The organism is Psychroflexus sp. MES1-P1E (genome assembly GCF_002836055.1).
Lineage (GTDB): Bacteria > Bacteroidota > Bacteroidia > Flavobacteriales > Flavobacteriaceae > Psychroflexus.
Window position 1 is genome coordinate 24,185 of record NZ_PJBS01000310.1, and the last position, 15,921, is coordinate 40,105.

General features: G+C 35.3%; 28 protein-coding genes. 1 reads left to right on the forward strand and 27 read right to left on the reverse strand.

Annotation, left to right across the window (positions count from 1 at the left end):
- Nucleotides 1-9 precede the first annotated feature (9 nt).
- Nucleotides 10-1,296 carry a citrate synthase gene (locus tag CXF67_RS11455; RefSeq protein ID WP_102088877.1) on the reverse strand — a complete coding sequence of 429 codons (1,287 nt, stop codon included), beginning with the start codon at nucleotides 1,294-1,296 and terminating at the stop codon, nucleotides 10-12.
- A 299-nt stretch (nucleotides 1,297-1,595) separates the two neighbouring features.
- The gene (eno, locus tag CXF67_RS11460) at nucleotides 1,596-2,888 is read right to left on the reverse strand and encodes a phosphopyruvate hydratase (protein WP_102088878.1); all 1,293 of its coding nucleotides are present in this window, start codon (nucleotides 2,886-2,888) and stop codon (nucleotides 1,596-1,598) included.
- Between the two features lie 218 nt (nucleotides 2,889-3,106).
- On the opposite strand from eno, the gene CXF67_RS11465 reads away from it, so the two are divergent.
- Nucleotides 3,107-3,652 (forward strand): fasciclin domain-containing protein, encoded by a 546-nt coding sequence (locus CXF67_RS11465; RefSeq protein ID WP_102088879.1) that lies wholly within the window; start codon nucleotides 3,107-3,109, stop codon nucleotides 3,650-3,652.
- A 48-nt stretch (nucleotides 3,653-3,700) separates the two neighbouring features.
- Here CXF67_RS11465 and carA read toward each other — a convergent pair whose 3' ends face one another.
- The 25 genes from carA to rpsS all read right to left on the reverse strand — a co-directional run bounded on the left by carA (nucleotide 3,701) and on the right by rpsS (nucleotide 15,918).
- Entirely contained in the window at nucleotides 3,701-4,819 is a 1,119-nt protein-coding gene (carA, locus tag CXF67_RS11470) for a glutamine-hydrolyzing carbamoyl-phosphate synthase small subunit (RefSeq protein WP_102088880.1), read from the reverse strand.
- A gap of 74 nt (nucleotides 4,820-4,893) precedes the next feature.
- Nucleotides 4,894-5,376: a 50S ribosomal protein L17 gene (gene rplQ / locus CXF67_RS11475; RefSeq protein WP_102088881.1), complete on the reverse strand. Its 483-nt coding sequence runs from the start codon at nucleotides 5,374-5,376 to the stop codon at nucleotides 4,894-4,896.
- 27 nt (nucleotides 5,377-5,403) lie between these two features.
- On the reverse strand, nucleotides 5,404-6,396 hold the full coding sequence (locus CXF67_RS11480; RefSeq protein ID WP_015023575.1) for a DNA-directed RNA polymerase subunit alpha: 993 nt from the start codon (nucleotides 6,394-6,396) through the stop codon (nucleotides 5,404-5,406).
- Nucleotides 6,397-6,417: 21 nt separating this feature from the next.
- Nucleotides 6,418-7,023, reverse strand: coding sequence for a 30S ribosomal protein S4 (gene rpsD, locus CXF67_RS11485; protein ID WP_102088882.1), 606 nt, complete (start codon nucleotides 7,021-7,023; stop codon nucleotides 6,418-6,420).
- 74 nt (nucleotides 7,024-7,097) lie between these two features.
- Complete coding sequence (rpsK, locus tag CXF67_RS11490) at nucleotides 7,098-7,481, reverse strand: 30S ribosomal protein S11 (protein ID WP_015023577.1); 384 nt, start codon at nucleotides 7,479-7,481, stop codon at nucleotides 7,098-7,100.
- A gap of 9 nt (nucleotides 7,482-7,490) precedes the next feature.
- Nucleotides 7,491-7,865 (reverse strand): 30S ribosomal protein S13, encoded by a 375-nt coding sequence (gene rpsM / locus CXF67_RS11495; protein WP_102088883.1) that lies wholly within the window; start codon nucleotides 7,863-7,865, stop codon nucleotides 7,491-7,493.
- A gap of 2 nt (nucleotides 7,866-7,867) precedes the next feature.
- Nucleotides 7,868-7,984 (reverse strand): type B 50S ribosomal protein L36, encoded by a 117-nt coding sequence (gene ykgO, locus CXF67_RS11500; protein ID WP_003442659.1) that lies wholly within the window; start codon nucleotides 7,982-7,984, stop codon nucleotides 7,868-7,870.
- A gap of 5 nt (nucleotides 7,985-7,989) precedes the next feature.
- Nucleotides 7,990-8,205 (reverse strand): translation initiation factor IF-1, encoded by a 216-nt coding sequence (infA, locus tag CXF67_RS11505; protein ID WP_003442661.1) that lies wholly within the window; start codon nucleotides 8,203-8,205, stop codon nucleotides 7,990-7,992.
- Nucleotide 8,206: 1 nt separating this feature from the next.
- The gene (gene secY, locus CXF67_RS11510) at nucleotides 8,207-9,547 is read right to left on the reverse strand and encodes a preprotein translocase subunit SecY (protein ID WP_015023579.1); all 1,341 of its coding nucleotides are present in this window, start codon (nucleotides 9,545-9,547) and stop codon (nucleotides 8,207-8,209) included.
- Nucleotides 9,548-9,558: 11 nt separating this feature from the next.
- Nucleotides 9,559-10,011, reverse strand: coding sequence for a 50S ribosomal protein L15 (rplO, locus tag CXF67_RS11515; protein WP_102088884.1), 453 nt, complete (start codon nucleotides 10,009-10,011; stop codon nucleotides 9,559-9,561).
- 4 nt (nucleotides 10,012-10,015) lie between these two features.
- On the reverse strand, nucleotides 10,016-10,198 hold the full coding sequence (rpmD, locus tag CXF67_RS11520; protein ID WP_102088885.1) for a 50S ribosomal protein L30: 183 nt from the start codon (nucleotides 10,196-10,198) through the stop codon (nucleotides 10,016-10,018).
- An 11-nt stretch (nucleotides 10,199-10,209) separates the two neighbouring features.
- On the reverse strand, nucleotides 10,210-10,734 hold the full coding sequence (rpsE, locus tag CXF67_RS11525) for a 30S ribosomal protein S5 (protein ID WP_015023582.1): 525 nt from the start codon (nucleotides 10,732-10,734) through the stop codon (nucleotides 10,210-10,212).
- Between the two features lie 4 nt (nucleotides 10,735-10,738).
- Nucleotides 10,739-11,095, reverse strand: a complete 357-nt coding sequence (gene rplR / locus CXF67_RS11530; RefSeq protein ID WP_102088886.1) for a 50S ribosomal protein L18 — start codon at nucleotides 11,093-11,095, stop codon at nucleotides 10,739-10,741.
- Between the two features lie 2 nt (nucleotides 11,096-11,097).
- The gene (gene rplF, locus CXF67_RS11535) at nucleotides 11,098-11,640 is read right to left on the reverse strand and encodes a 50S ribosomal protein L6 (protein WP_102088887.1); all 543 of its coding nucleotides are present in this window, start codon (nucleotides 11,638-11,640) and stop codon (nucleotides 11,098-11,100) included.
- 18 nt (nucleotides 11,641-11,658) lie between these two features.
- Nucleotides 11,659-12,057: a 30S ribosomal protein S8 gene (gene rpsH, locus CXF67_RS11540; RefSeq protein WP_102088888.1), complete on the reverse strand. Its 399-nt coding sequence runs from the start codon at nucleotides 12,055-12,057 to the stop codon at nucleotides 11,659-11,661.
- 22 nt (nucleotides 12,058-12,079) lie between these two features.
- A complete protein-coding gene (gene rpsN, locus CXF67_RS11545; protein WP_015023586.1) occupies nucleotides 12,080-12,349 on the reverse strand; it encodes a 30S ribosomal protein S14 in 270 nt (89 codons plus the stop codon).
- A gap of 2 nt (nucleotides 12,350-12,351) precedes the next feature.
- Nucleotides 12,352-12,903 carry a 50S ribosomal protein L5 gene (rplE, locus tag CXF67_RS11550; protein ID WP_015023587.1) on the reverse strand — a complete coding sequence of 184 codons (552 nt, stop codon included), beginning with the start codon at nucleotides 12,901-12,903 and terminating at the stop codon, nucleotides 12,352-12,354.
- A gap of 2 nt (nucleotides 12,904-12,905) precedes the next feature.
- Nucleotides 12,906-13,217 (reverse strand): 50S ribosomal protein L24, encoded by a 312-nt coding sequence (gene rplX / locus CXF67_RS11555; RefSeq protein ID WP_015023588.1) that lies wholly within the window; start codon nucleotides 13,215-13,217, stop codon nucleotides 12,906-12,908.
- Nucleotides 13,218-13,226: 9 nt separating this feature from the next.
- Complete coding sequence (gene rplN / locus CXF67_RS11560) at nucleotides 13,227-13,595, reverse strand: 50S ribosomal protein L14 (RefSeq protein WP_003442681.1); 369 nt, start codon at nucleotides 13,593-13,595, stop codon at nucleotides 13,227-13,229.
- 2 nt (nucleotides 13,596-13,597) lie between these two features.
- Nucleotides 13,598-13,855, reverse strand: coding sequence for a 30S ribosomal protein S17 (gene rpsQ, locus CXF67_RS11565; protein WP_003442683.1), 258 nt, complete (start codon nucleotides 13,853-13,855; stop codon nucleotides 13,598-13,600).
- 11 nt (nucleotides 13,856-13,866) lie between these two features.
- Nucleotides 13,867-14,058, reverse strand: coding sequence for a 50S ribosomal protein L29 (gene rpmC / locus CXF67_RS11570; RefSeq protein WP_015023589.1), 192 nt, complete (start codon nucleotides 14,056-14,058; stop codon nucleotides 13,867-13,869).
- A gap of 6 nt (nucleotides 14,059-14,064) precedes the next feature.
- Nucleotides 14,065-14,484 carry a 50S ribosomal protein L16 gene (rplP, locus tag CXF67_RS11575; RefSeq protein ID WP_015023590.1) on the reverse strand — a complete coding sequence of 140 codons (420 nt, stop codon included), beginning with the start codon at nucleotides 14,482-14,484 and terminating at the stop codon, nucleotides 14,065-14,067.
- 22 nt (nucleotides 14,485-14,506) lie between these two features.
- Complete coding sequence (gene rpsC, locus CXF67_RS11580; RefSeq protein WP_015023591.1) at nucleotides 14,507-15,217, reverse strand: 30S ribosomal protein S3; 711 nt, start codon at nucleotides 15,215-15,217, stop codon at nucleotides 14,507-14,509.
- 7 nt (nucleotides 15,218-15,224) lie between these two features.
- Nucleotides 15,225-15,632, reverse strand: a complete 408-nt coding sequence (gene rplV / locus CXF67_RS11585; RefSeq protein ID WP_015023592.1) for a 50S ribosomal protein L22 — start codon at nucleotides 15,630-15,632, stop codon at nucleotides 15,225-15,227.
- A gap of 7 nt (nucleotides 15,633-15,639) precedes the next feature.
- Complete coding sequence (gene rpsS / locus CXF67_RS11590) at nucleotides 15,640-15,918, reverse strand: 30S ribosomal protein S19 (RefSeq protein WP_003442697.1); 279 nt, start codon at nucleotides 15,916-15,918, stop codon at nucleotides 15,640-15,642.
- Between the last annotated feature and the right edge of the window lie 3 nt (nucleotides 15,919-15,921).

The window sequence follows — 15,921 nt, forward strand, 5'->3', positions numbered from 1 at the left end:
TAATTTGACTTATCTTTCTTCTATTGTTTTAAACTCACGCTTAACCTCACCTGTATAAACTTGTCTTGGTCTTCCGATAGGCTCATTTTGTAGGCGCATTTCTTTCCATTGTGCAATCCATCCTGGAAGTCTTCCTAGTGCAAACATCACGGTAAACATAGAAGTTGGAATTCCAATCGCTCTGTAGATGATTCCTGAATAAAAATCAACATTAGGGTAAAGTTTTCTTTCTATAAAATATTCATCATTTAGAGCTACTTCCTCTAAGCCTTTAGCTATTTCCAAAATGGGATCATCAATACCTAATTTTGCTAAAACTTCATCAGCAGCTTTCTTGATAATTTTAGCTCTTGGATCGAAATTTTTGTAAACTCTATGTCCAAATCCCATTAGTCGAAATGGATCATCTTTATCTTTAGCTTTTGCCATGTACTTTTGTACATCACCACCATCTGCTTGAATGGCTTCCAGCATTTCTATAACAGCTTGGTTGGCTCCTCCATGGAGTGGCCCCCAAAGTGCACTTATACCAGCTGAAATTGAAGCATATAAACTTGCATGTGATGATCCAACAACTCTTACCGTGGCAGTTGAGCAATTTTGCTCATGGTCTGCGTGAAGTATTAGTAATTTATCAAGCGCATTAGCTATAACAGGATCTACCTCATATTCTTCTGAAGGAACTGCGAACATCATTTTTAAGAAATTCGAACAATAATCTAAACTATTGTCAGGATAATTTGCTCTATGACCTACCTTATTTTTATATGCCCAAGCAGCCATAGTAGGCATCTTAGCTATAAGCCTTTTGACAGTTTGGTCTACTTCATTAGCAGATCTGTTTGGATCTAAAGATTCAGGATAAAATGCCGTTAATGAAGATACCAGAGAACATAATACACCCATTGGATGAGAGTTGGATGGAAAACCATCAATTATGTTTTTAATATCCTCGTGAATTAAGGTATGGTATGTAATCTCTTTTTTATAAGCTTCCAGTGCAGTTTTGTCTGGTAATTCACCATAAATTAATAGGTAAGAAACTTCTAAAAAACTTGCGTTCTCTGCTAAATCTTCAATGGAGTAACCTCTGTATCTTAATATCCCTTTTTCACCATCTAAAAAAGTAATACTGCTAGATGTTGACCCCGTATTCTTAAAACCACGATCTAGTGTAATGTAACCTGTAGAGGCTCTTAAAGAGCTTATATCTATGGCCTTTTCATTTTCACTACCCGTAACTATTGGAAGCTCAATTTTTTTTCCATCTAAAATTAATTCCGCTTTATCTGACATTTTTTAATTGTTTAATTCAATATGCAAATTAAGCTATAATGATGCGATTACAAAATTTGGTTTACTAAATATATGTGAAGCTATTGAAGATAATAGTAGCCTATTCGATTTTGATTCCTGAAAGTGTAAAACTGTATTACTTTATTTTAAAATTGATAAAATAGCGATGGGTGTAGAAAGGCTAATTTGGTTTTTACAATCTAAAGAACCAGTTTGTCCTAAAAAAAAATAACCAAACCCTTTTTAGTAGGTTTGGTTATTTTAGAAAAAAATTGAAATGGGATAATTTAGACTTGTAATTATATTTGAATCTTGAACGCATTGAGTTGTGGGAAATAAGCATTATCCCCTAACTCCTCTTCTATTCTAATAAGTTGATTATATTTTGCCATCCTATCACTTCTAGACGCAGATCCTGTTTTGATTTGCCCTGTGGACAAGGCTACAGCTAAATCTGCTATGGTATTGTCTTCTGTTTCACCCGATCTGTGAGACATAACCGATGTATAACCAGCATTATGAGCCATATTTACTGCGGCAATAGTCTCTGTTAAGGTTCCTATTTGATTTACTTTGATAAGAATTGAATTTGCTATGTTGTTTTCAATACCTTTTTTTAAACGTTGAACGTTTGTTACAAATAAATCATCGCCAACCAGTTGTACTTTTTTACCAATCTTTTCGGTTAAAATTTTCCAACCTTCCCAATCGTCCTCATCCATTCCATCTTCTATAGAAATAATAGGATAATTTTCTGATAGTTCTGTTAAGTAACTAGCCTGCTCTTCGGAAGTCATTACTTTAGCGGAGTCTCCTTCAAACTTCTTATAGTTATATTTTCCGTCTTCATAAAATTCAGCTGCCGCACAATCTAAAGCAATCATGACTTCATCTCCAAATTTGTAGCCTGCATTTTCTACAGCTAGTTTAATAGAGTCAAGAGCATCCTCTGTTCCTTCTAATTTTGGAGCAAAACCACCTTCATCACCAACAGCTGTACTTAAGTTTCTGTCTTTTAAAACTTTTTTGAGGTGATGAAATATTTCAGTCCCCATCTTTAGGGCATGAGAGAAACTCTCTGCCTTTACGGGCATGACCATAAATTCTTGAAAAGCAATAGGAGCATCACTATGCGAACCCCCATTAATAATATTCATCATTGGAACAGGGAGAGTATTTGTGGAAACACCTCCTATATATCTATAAAGAGGCAAATTCAATTCATTTGCAGCAGCCTTAGCAGCAGCAAGAGATACTCCTAAAATTGCATTAGCTCCAAGTTTTGATTTATTATCTGTACCATCTAAATCAATCATAATTTGATCAATTTCAGATTGTTCAAATACTGAAATCCCTAATAATCGATCTGCGATTGTTGTATTTACATTCTCTATGGCTTTCGACACCCCTTTACCCATGTAATCTTTACCCCCGTCTCTTAACTCCACGGCTTCATGAACTCCAGTTGATGCTCCAGATGGAACGGCAAACCTCCCCAAGGTGCCAGTTTCAGTGATTACATCTACCTCTAAAGCTGGATTCCCTCTAGAATCGAATATTTGCCTTGCATGTATGTCTAAAATAGCGCTCATAATTTATTTATTTGTTTTTCGCAATTTAAGAAATAATCACTAAATTATTTGAAAAGTTGATTCTTATTTGAATGATAGCCAGCTACAAAGTTAGAGTTAATTATAATTTAAGAAACATATTAAAATCAATCTTACTAAAGATCACGTTAAAGTTATTACTATTTAAAACTGCAGGAGGCGAGCCTCTGTATATTTAAAAAATAATAAATTAGAAAACTATGAAAAATTTGAAAATTCAATTGGTACTGGTAATGAGTGTTATTATGACAACACTGAGTTACGGTCAAACTAAAATGGAAGTTAGTACAGAAATGTCTCCTTCTAAAAACATTGTAGAGACTGCCGTAAATTCTGAAGTTCATACTACTTTAGTTGCTGCTATTAAAGCTGCGGATCTTGTTGAAACTCTGTCAAGTGATGGGCCTTTTACTGTATTTGCACCTACTAATTCCGCTTTTGGAAATTTACCTGAAGGAACGGTAGAAACTTTACTAAAGCCAGAAAATATAAAACAATTACAAGCTGTTTTGACCTATCACGTTATCGCTGGCAAATTTAGCGCAAGCGATGTTGTTGCTGCAATTAAAAAAGGCGACGGGAAAGTGGAGCTTAAAACTGTAAATGGCGGTATGATTACTGCGATGCTTGACGGTAAAAGCGTAAAAATTAAAGATTCTAAAGGAAACGTCGCTACGGTTACAATTGCGGATTTAGACCAAACTAACGGTGTTATTCACGTTATAGACACAGTACTTTTACCATAATTAATTCATTACCTTTAAGATAAAAGTGGGCCAGATGGCCCACTTTTTTTATACTGAAACCTGTTCAGAAGACATCATTACAAAAAATTCGTCAAATAAATAGGTAGCATCATTAGGACCTGGACCAGCTTCTGGGTGATACTGAACAGAAAAACAAGGCTTACCCTTTACTTTGATACCGGCTATGGAATGATCGTTTAAATGCATATGTGAAATTTCAACTTTGTCATTAGATTCTGTAGACTTCTTGTCTATCGTAAATCCATGATTTTGAGAAGTAACCTCACTTTTACCGGAAACTAGGTTGAGAACGGGATGGTTTATACCTCTATGGCCATTATGCATTTTAAGAGTTGGTATTCCAACAGACAGCGCAATAACTTGGTGTCCAAGACAAATACCAAAGGTAGGAATGGCATTACTGATGCATTTCTTAGCTAAGTTGATAGCAGAAATTAAAGGTTCTGGATCACCAGGGCCGTTAGAAAGTACTATACCTTTAGGACTCCATTCGATCAACTCCTCATAAGTGGAGTTGTAAGGAAAAACCTTTATGTATACCCCTCTAGCTTCAAGACGTCTTAAAATATTTTTCTTCACCCCTAAATCTAAGACAGCGACTCTAAAGTCAGATAATTTATCACCTAGTGTATATGCTGTTTTTGTAGATACCGAAGAAGCAAGTTCTAAGCCTTTCATAGAAGGATGGTTAGCTAATTCGGCTTTAAGAACCTCTAAGTTTTCGACATCGGAAGAAATGATAGCGTTCATTGCACCATGCGTTCTGATGTGTGAGACCAATGCTCTTGTATCTACATCGAAAACAACTGGGAGATCTGCTTCACCTAGAAATTCTTCTAAACTAGAGTCAGAGTTAACTCGGGAAGGCGCGAATGAAAAATTCTTACAAACCAAACCAGAAATCTTGACACCATCAGATTCACTTTCGTCGGCGTTTACCCCATAATTACCAATATGGGCATTTGTAGTCACCATGATTTGACCAAAATAAGAAGGATCTGTAAATATTTCTTGATAGCCTGTCATTCCAGTATTAAAACAGATCTCACCCGATCTATTGGAATCAAACTTAACTGAAGATTGACCTTTAAATACTGTTCCATCAGCTAGTAAAATAACTGCAGGAGTTTTTAAGTTGTATTTCATAAATATAGATTTAAAAAAAAGGGATAAACTAATGAAAGTTTATCCCTTTGATTTTACAAAAAATGCTGAAGTTATTAAGCCTCATCTGTTTTAGAATCTGAATTATCAGTAGTTTCTACTTGATTCTCTTCTTTTGCTTTTTTACCAGAACGTCTAGTAGATTTCTTCTTAGCTTGTTTCTTACCAGGTGTATATACCTCGTTGAAGTCTACAAGCTCAATCATTGCCATTTCTGCAGCATCACCAAGTCTGTTACCAAGTTTGATGATACGAGTATAACCTCCAGGTCTTTCTCCAACCTTGGGCGCTACTTCTCTAAAAAGTTCTGCTACCATGTATTTATCCTTCAATTTAGAAAAAACCAAACGACGGTTATGGGTAGTATCAGATTTAGATTTTGTAACTAATGGTTCTACATATTGCCTTAAAGCTTTAGCTTTAGCAACAGTAGTGTTTATTCTTTTATGCTCAATTAGGGAACAGGCCATGTTCGAAAGCATAGCTTTCCTATGTGAGGATGTTCTCCCTAAGTGATTTAATTTCTTTCTATGTCTCATGATTAATGTATTTTGTACTTAACAAGTTTAGTCTTTGTCAAGTTTATATTTAGAAAGGTCCATACCGAAGTCAAGTCCTTTATTTTCTACAAGTTCTTCTAGCTCAGTAAGTGATTTTTTACCGAAGTTTCTAAACTTCATCAAGTCACTTTTGTTATGAGAAACCAAATCACCCAAAGTCTCAACTTCTGCGGCTTTTAAACAATTCAAAGCACGAACAGATAAATCAAGATCTACAAGTTTAGTTTTGAGTAATTGTCTCATGTGAAGAGATTCTTCATCATAAGTCTCAGCTTGTGACATTTCTTCTGTTTCAAGTGTAATACGCTCATCAGAGAAAAGCATGAAGTGATGAATCAAAGTTTTCGCAGCTTCTGTTAGAGCATCTTTTGGATGGATAGAACCATCACTGATAATTTCAAAAATTAATTTCTCATAATCAGTTTTTTGTTCAACCCTAAAGTTTTCAATGCTATATTTTACATTTTTAATAGGCGTAAAAACAGAATCTGTAAAAATAGTTCCAATAGGAGCTTTTGAAGTTTTGTTCTCTTCAGCAGGAACATATCCTCTGCCTTTTTGAACTGTAAGCTCAAGGTTTAGAGAAACTTTTTTGTCCATAGTACAAATTTCAAGATCTGGGTTTAAGATATCAAAACCTGTAAGGTACTTCTGAAAGTCACCTGCAGTCATTTTATCATTACCGGAAAAAGAGATAGAAACCGTTTCGTTGTCTACATCTTCAGCTCTTTTCTTAAATCTGATTTGTTTAAGATTCAATATCATTTCGGTAACGTCTTCGACGACACCTTCTATTGTTGAAAACTCGTGATCAACACCTTCAATTCGTACTGAAGTGATAGCGAATCCTTCAAGGGATGATAACAAAACTCTACGAAGAGCGTTACCGACAGTTAGACCATAACCTGGTTCTAAGGGTCTAAACTCGAAAGTTCCCTCAAAATCAGTCGAATCTATCATGATAACTTTATCGGGCTTCTGGAAATTAAATAATGCCATAAATTTGAGTGTTGTCAGTTATTATTTAGAGTATAATTCGACGATGAATTGCTCATTAATTTTTTCTGGAATCTGTGATCTTTCTGGCACTTTTACAAAAGTCCCTTGCATTTTCTCACTATTCCAAGTCATCCATTCGTTATCAGATTTATTGTTTGATAAAGATTCTTGAACCACATTGAGTGATTTTGATTTTTCTCTAATACCAACAACATCATTCGGTTTAATTTGGTAGGAAGGAATGTTTACTAACTGACCATTTACAGTAATATGTTTGTGGGAAACTAGTTGTCTTGCACCACTTCTTGTAGGTGCAATACCTAGTCTGTAGGTAACATTATCGAGTCTAGATTCACATAACTGCAATAATATCTCACCTGTAATACCAGTGGATCTATTAGCTTTACTAAACATATTACGGAATTGCTTTTCTAAAATACCATAGGTATACTTAGCCTTTTGCTTTTCCATGAGTTGCACTGCATACTCAGATTTTTTACCTCTTCTCCTGTTGTTACCATGTTGGCCAGGAGGATAATTTCTTTTTTCGAAAGATTTGTCGTCACCAAAAATGGATTCGCCAAATTTTCTAGCTATTTTAGTTTTGGGACCGGTATATCTTGCCATTGTCGTGTATTTAATTTACTCTATTATGAATTAAGGTCTTATCCTTCGATAATAGTGTCAATTGATTTATATAATTAGACTCTTCTTCGTTTTGGTGGTCTACAACCATTATGTGGTATTGGAGTGACATCGATAATCTCAGTAACTTCTATACCTGAGTTATGTAAAGATCTAATAGCGGATTCTCTTCCGTTACCAGGCCCTTTTACATAAACTTTTACTTTACGTAAACCAGCTTCGTGAGCAACTTTACTCGCATCTTCAGCTGATAATTGTGCTGCATAAGGAGTATTCTTTTTACTTCCTCTAAAGCCCATCTTACCAGAAGATGACCATGAAATAACATCGCCTTTTTTGTTGGTTAACGAAACGATAATATTATTGAAGGAGGCAGAAATATGGGCTTCGCCATATGCATCTACAATTACTTTACGCTTTTTGGTTGATGATTTTGCCATTGTTAATTATTATTTAGTTACTTTTTTCTTATTAGCAACTGTTTTTCTTCGTCCTTTTCTTGTACGAGAGTTGTTTTTGGTTCTTTGACCTCTTAATGGTAAACCAGATCTATGTCTAATACCTCTATAACATCCAATATCCATCAATCTTTTGATGTGAATTTGAACCTGAGATCTCAATTCTCCTTCGATAGTATTTTTACCGACTTCGTCTCTAATCTTACCGATTTGATCATCATTCCAATCTGAAACTTTGATACTTTCGTCTACACCGGCATCCTTAAGAACTTTCTTAGCTCTACTGTTACCGATTCCGAAGATATAGGTTAAAGCTATAACTCCTCTTTTTTGTTTTGGTATATCTACACCTGCAATTCTAGCCATAATTAACCTTGTCTTTGTTTGAATTTAGGATTTTTCTTATTGATGACATAAAGACGTCCTTTTCTACGAACTATCTTACAATCAGAACTTCTTTTCTTTATTGATGCTCTAACTTTCATAATATTTAGTATCTGTAAGTTATTCGAGCCTTAGTTAAATCGTAAGGACTCATTTCTAATTTTACTTTATCGCCAGGTAATAATTTTATGTAATGCATTCTCATTTTACCAGATATATGAGCAGTAACAATATGCTCATTTTCAAGTTCCACACGAAACATCGCATTAGACAGTGCTTCTATAATTGTACCGTCTTGTTCTATTGAGGGTTGTTTTGCCATATTATGCGACTGCTTTTCTATTTTTACCAGATTTCATTAATCCATCGTAATGTCTATTTAAAAGGTATGAGTTTACTTGTTGTATAGTATCGATTGCAACTCCTACCATAATCAATAATGACGTTCCACCAAAGAATAAACCCCATCCTTGTTGTACATTAAGCAATGAAACAATTACTGCAGGAAAAACTGCAATAAGAGCTAAAAATATAGATCCGGGTAATGTAATTTGGGACATTACTCTATCTAAATATTCAGACGTTTCTGACCCAGGACGAATGCCTGGAATAAAACCACCACTGCGCTTAAGATCATCAGCCATTTTATTGGTAGGAACCGTTATTGCGGTATAGAAATAAGTAAACACAATAATTAAGATTCCAAACACTAAACTATACCAGAATCCAAACATATTTTGGAATGCTGCTGTAATACCTTGAGCCATTTCAGAATCGGAAAGACCTGCAACAGCTGCTGGAATAAACATAATAGCCTGAGCAAAAATGATAGGCATTACTCCTGAAGCATTAAGCCTAAGTGGTATAAACTGCCTAGCACCTCCAACTGAAGCCTTTTCAAATTTACCTGAAGCGTTCTTCCTTGCATATTGAACAGGAATTTGTCTTACCGCTCTTACTAACATCACTGCTGCTAAGATGATAACGAACCAAATAACCAATTCAATTAGTATTAAGATTAAACCACCATTAGATTCAGTAACTCTAGATATAAATTCTTGAATAAAAGCTTGAGGTAAGGTTGCAATAATACCAACCATAATCAAAAGTGAAATTCCGTTACCAATACCTTTATCTGTAATTTTCTCACCTAACCACATTGCAAAAATACAACCTGTAGTAAGAATTATGACAGAGGATACCACGAAGGTGAAAGTACTATCCATTAAGAAGGCGGAAGAAGGGAGTATATTATATAAATTAATAATATATCCAGGCCCTTGCACCAATGTGATAGCGATTGTTAACCAACGTGTGATCTGAGTAATTTTCTTTCTACCACTATCGCCTTCCTTCTGTAATTTTTGAAGATACGGAATAGCAATAGTCATCAACTGTACTACAATAGAGGCAGAGATATATGGCATAATTCCTAAAGCAAAAACTGAAGCGTTAGAAAAAGCACCACCAGTAAAAGCATTTAATAAACCTAAAATACCACCATCTGTCTGGTTGGAAAGACTAGCTAGCTGAGCTGCATCGATCCCAGGCAAAACAATTTGTGCACCAAATCTATAAACCAATAACAAACCTAGAGTAAGAAGAATTCTATTCTTCAGCTCCTCAATTTTCCAGATATTCTTTAATGTTTCAAAAAACTTCATATGGTGGTTAGTTATGTAGTGATAGCTTCTCCTCCAGCTGCTTCAATTGCTGATTTTGCTGAAGCGGAAAATTTGTGAGCAGAAACTTTCAATTTAGCTTTCAATTCACCTCTACCTAAAACTTTTAGGGGAAGGTTTTTATTGACTTGATCCATGCTGTGTAAAATATCAAAATCAATAGAATCTGTAATCAATTTATGATCCACAAGTTCTTGAAGACGATCCAAATTAATGGTTTGATATTCTACTCTATTAGGATTTGTAAATCCGAATTTAGGGACTCGTCTTTGAAGAGGCATTTGACCACCTTCAAATCCAATTTTTCTCGAGTAACCTGAACGGGATTTAGCACCTTTATGTCCTCTACCAGCGGTACCACCGTTTCCAGTCGCCTGACCTCTACCAAGTCGTTTGGTAGTGGTTTTAACGGAACCTTTGGCAGGTTTTAAATTATGTAATTCCATAGTTTTAGTTTATTTCTTGTACAGAAACTAAATGTTTAACTTTATTAACCATTCCCATTAAAGAACTTGATACCTCAAATTCGTTAGAGTGGCCAATTTTTCTTAAACCCATAGCCTCTAATGTAAGCTTTTGGTTTTTTGGACGCTTAATAGCGCTCTTGGTTTTAGTAACTTTAATTCTAGCCATAATAATGTATCTTAACCATTAAATAATTTCTCGAGGGTAATTCCTCTTTGTTTAGCTATTTGATCTGCACCTCTTAATTTAAGTAAGGCATCAAAAGTAGCCTTAACCATATTGTGAGGATTAGAAGATCCTTGGTTTTTAGATAGTACATCGTGAACACCAACAGCCTCTAAAACCATACGTGTAGGTCCACCAGCTATAACACCGGTACCTGCAGAGGCTGGTAATAAAAACACTCTGGCACCACCATACTTACCTAACTGCTCGTGCGGTAAAGTAGATTTGTGCAAAGGAATTCTAACTAAGTTTTTCTTAGCATCTTCTACACCTTTAGAAATAGCGTCGGCAACTTCCTTGGATTTACCCAATCCGTGACCAACTACTCCATTTTCATCACCTACTACAACAATAGCAGAGAATCCAAAAGCTCTACCACCTTTAGTGACTTTAGTAACTCGTTGGACTCCTACTAGACGATCTTTAAGATCTAATCCACCAGGTTTTACAGTTTCAACGTTTTTATAATCTTGATACATATTTTTAGAATTTTAAGCCTCCCTTACGAGCACCTTCGGCTAATGATTTAACTCTACCGTGGTATAAATAACCACTCCTATCGAAAGAAATTGAATCAATCTTCTTATCCAAAGCCTTTTTGGCTATGGCCTCACCAACAATAACAGAAGCTTCGCTTTTTGTTTTGTTAGCAACGTCAATTCCTTTATCTCTTGATGATGCAGATGCAAGTGTTATTGCATTTACATCGTCAATCAATTGCGCATAGATCTCGTTATTACTTCTGAATACGGAAAGTCTTGGTTTTACTGGAGTACCAGTAATAGTCTTTCTTATACGCTTGCGTATCTTGTGTCTTCTTTTTTCTTTAGAAAATCCCATAATTAAGCTGATTTACCTGCTTTTCTTCTTATATATTCACCAACATATTTAATACCTTTTCCTTTGTAAGGTTCAGGTCTTCTAAATGAACGAATTTTAGCAGCGACTTGTGAAACAAGTTGTTTGTCAAATGACGTTAATTTTATAATTGGATTCTTACCTTTTTCTGAAATAGTTTCGAGTTTTACTTCAGAGGCTAAATTTAAAACAATGTTATGAGAAAAACCAACGGCGATATCTAATTTTTGACCTTGATTGGTAGCTCTATAACCAACTCCAACAAGTTCTAATTCCTTAGTAAAACCTTTAGTAACTCCTTCTATCATATTAAACACTAGAGATCTATAAAGACCATGCTTAGCTTTGTGTGTTTTTTTATCAGAAGGTCTTTCAAAAAATATTTCATTATCCTCTATCTTGACCGTAATCTCCTGGAAAGTTTGTTTCAACTCACCAAGCTTACCCTTTACTGTTATAGTATCGACTGTTAAGTCGACTGTAACACCATCTGGAATACTAATTGGACTGTAACCTATTCTTGACATAATTTTTGTCTTTTTAAATTAGTATACGTAACAAAGAATTTCACCTCCAACATGTTCTCTCTGAGCTTGTCTTCCTGTCATAACTCCCTTGGAAGTCGATACGATTGAAATTCCTAAACCATTTAAGACTCTAGGGATTTCTTCGGAACCGGAATACTTTCTCAAACCAGGTCTACTCACTCTCTGTAATTTTTTGATTACCGGATCGTTTGTAAACTTATCATATTTTAAAGCTATCTTGATAACACCTTGATTATCGGCATCAATAAACTTATAACTTAAAATATATCCCTGATCGAACAAAATTTTTGTGATCTCCTTTTTTAGGTTAGAAGCCGGTATTTCAACAACTCTGTGAGTGGCCAAAACTGCGTTTCTAACTCTAGTTAAATAATCTGCAACTGGATCAATATTCATTTTATTGCACTTTTTAAATTAATTACCAACTTGCTTTTTTAACCCCTGGAATAAGACCTTGGTTAGCCATTTCTCTAAAAGTAACTCGAGAAAGACCAAATTGTCTCATATATCCCTTAGGTCTACCTGTAAGCTTACATCGGTTATGCATTCTCACTGGAGAAGCATTCTTAGGTAGTTTTTGTAAACCTTCAAAATCTCCAGCTTCTTTCAAAGCTTTTCTTTTTTCGGCGTATTTTTCAACCGTTTTCTGGCGTTTCACCTCACGGGCTTTCATTGATTCTTTTGCCATAATTATTTCTTTTTAAATGGTAATCCCAATTCAGTCAATAATGATTTTGCCTCTTGATCAGTATCTGCTGATGTGACAAAACTTATATCCATCCCTTGAATTCTATTCACTCTATCAATGTTTATTTCCGGAAAGATTATTTGTTCAATAATACCTAAGTTATAATTTCCTCGTCCATCAAATCCATCTGATTTGATACCGCTGAAATCTCTTACTCGTGGTAAAGCCGAAGTGATTAATCTATCCAAAAATTCATACATTCTATATCCACGTAAAGTTACTTTAACACCTATAGGCATTCCCTTTCTTAATTTGAAAGAGGCAACATCCTTTTTTGATATAGTCTGAACAGCTTTCTGACCTGTAATTGTTGAAAATTCTTCGATAGAATGATCTATCAATTTTTTATCAGCAATTGCAGCACCTACACCCCTACTTAAAACTATTTTTTTAAGTCTTGGCACCTCCATAGGATTGGAATAACTAAACTCTTCACGAAGAGCAGGAAGTATTTTGCTGTTGTATTCTTCTTTTAATCTTGGTACGTAACTCATAATTAAATAGCTTCATTGGTTTTCTTAGCAACTCTAATCCTTTTGCCATCTTCAACTTTAGTACCTAATCTTGTACTCTTACCTTCTTTGGTGATAAGAGATAAATTAGACATATGGATTGGGGCTTCTTTCTTAGTAATTCCACCTTGTGGATTAGTTGCAGAGGGCTTTTGATGTTTAGAAATCATATTGATTGCTTCAACAATAGCCTTTTCTTTTTTAACAAGTATATCAAGTATCTTACCTTCTTGTCCTTTATGATCACCAGCAATTACTCTTACTTGATCACCTTTTTTTATTCTACTTCTTTTCATAATGATAGATTAAAGCACCTCTGGTGCAAGTGAAACAATTTTCATAAACTGATTCTCACGAAGTTCTTTGGCAACTGGACCAAATACACGTGTTCCTCTCATCTCTCCTGTAGGGTTTAATAAAACGCAGGCATTGTCGTCGAAGCGAATGTAAGATCCATCTGGACGTCTTACCTCCTTACTTGTTCTAACAACCACGGCTGTAGAAACAGCACCTTTTTTAATATTACCATTTGGAGTTGCTTCTTTAACGCTGACTACAACTTTATCGCCAACCGAAGCATATCGCCTATTCGTGCCACCAAGGACACGAATAACTAAAACTTGCTTAGCACCAGTGTTATCTGCTACTCTTAATCTTGATTCTTGTTGTACCATAGTTATTTAGCTCTTTCAATTATATCAACCAATCTCCAACGTTTTGTTTTGCTGAGAGGTCTGGTTTCCATAATTCTTACGGTATCACCGTCGTTACAGTCATTCTTTTCATCATGCACAACATACTTTTTCGTTTTCAAAACGAACTTACCATACATTGGATGCTTTATTTTCTTGACTTCAGAAACGACAATGGACTTATCCATTTTGTTGCTTGTCACAACACCGATACGTTCTTTTCTTAAATTTCTTTTTTCCATTGTAAGTAGAATTAATCTAATTCTCTTTTTGTGATTTCGGTAGCGATTCTCGCAATTGATCTTCTAACTTTTTTAATTTCAGAAGGGTTTTCTAAAGGAGAAAGCACGTGAGTCATTTTCAAATCGGACAACTTTGTCTTATTATTTGTTAATTCTTCATATAATTCTTCTACCGAAAGTTCTTTTACTTCAGATTGTCTCATCTTTATTTATTCTTGATAATCTCTAGCGACTATAAATTTTGTTTTAACAGGTAACTTCTGAGCTGCTAATCTTAGTGCTTCTTTTGCAACACTATGAGGAACACCACCGATTTCAAATAAAATACGACCAGGCTGAACAACAGCTGCCCAATATTCTACAGAACCTTTTCCTTTACCCATACGGACTTCAAGAGGCTTTTTAGTGATAGGTTTGTCTGGAAATATCTTGATCCAGATAGAACCTTCTCTTTTCATGTAGCGAGTTGCTGCGATACGTGAAGCCTCAATTTGTCTTGCAGTAACAAAAGAAGAATCTAAAGATTTAATTCCAAAAGTTCCGTTTGAAAGTCTATGACCTCTTTGTGAGACCCCTTTCATACTTCCCTTTTGCTGCTTACGAAATTTTGTTCTTTTAGGCTGTAACATCTCTTATATTAATCTTTAATGATTATTTTCTACGACGAGCTTTAGGTCGTCTCGCTTTTCCTTTGGTGTCACTGTTAGCAAGGCCAACTAATGGAGATAACTCACGTTTTCCATATACTTCACCCTTCATGATCCATACTTTGATACCCAATCTACCATAGGTAGTGTGAGATTCAACCAATGCATAGTCAATGTCTGCTCTAAACGTGGACAAAGGAATACGTCCTTCTTTATAAGTTTCAACTCGAGCCATTTCTGCTCCGTTTAAACGTCCAGATACTTGAATTTTAATACCCTCAGCATTCATTCTTATAGCTGCTGCAATTGCCATTTTTGTAGCTCTTCTGTAAGAAATTCTGTTCTCAACTTGTCGTGCCACACTGGTAGCAACAAGAAAGGCATCTAATTCAGGTCTCTTGATCTCAAAGATGTTGACCTGGACTTCCTTATCCGTAATGTTTTTGAGTTCTTCTTTTAACTTGTCTACTTCCTGACCACCTTTCCCAATAATAATACCGGGTCTTGCAGTAGTAATAGTAACGGTTACAAGTTTAAGCGTACGCTCAATAATTACGCGCGAAACACTAGCTTTAGTTAAACGAGCATGGATATACTTTCTAATCTTGTGATCTTCTGCAAGATTATCACCGTAATCGTTACCTCCGTACCAGTTGGACTCCCATCCTTTAATGATACCAAGTCTATTGCCGATTGGATTTGTTTTTTGTCCCATAGTCTATCTAGCTTTCAGTGTTAATTTTTTCTCCTAGTATAAGAGTGACATGATTTGAACGTTTACGTATTCTATGTGCACGGCCTTGTGGGGCTGGGCGAAGACGTTTTAACATACTGCCACTATCTACTTTAATTTCCTTTATAAAAACTCTGGCTTGCTCTAAATCTGCATCCTCATTTTTGGCTTGCCAGTTGGCAATGGCAGAAAGAACTAACTTCTCTAATCTACCTGATGCGATTTTAGTACTAAACTTTAGTATTTGCAAAGCATGAGCAACATCTTTACCTCTAACCAAATCGGCTACTAACCTCATTTTACGGGGTGAGGTTGGACAATTATTCAATTTTGCAATAGCAAGTTGACTTTTTTCCTCTTTAAGCATCTCTGCTTTATTTCTTTTTCTTACTCCCATTGTTCAATTATTTTTTTCCTTTATTCTTTGAACCCTGATGACCACGAAAAGTACGAGTTGGAGAAAATTCTCCAAGCTTGTGACCTACCATGTTTTCTGTAATAAAAACAGGTACAAATTGTCTACCGTTGTGGACACCAAAAGTCTGACCAACGAAATCAGGAGTAATGGTGGATGCTCTAGACCATGTTTTGATCACAGACTTTTTACCTGAGTCTAGGTTCTGAGCAACTTTCTTATCTAATTTATAATGGACAAAAGGTCCTTTCTTTAATGAACGTGCCATATC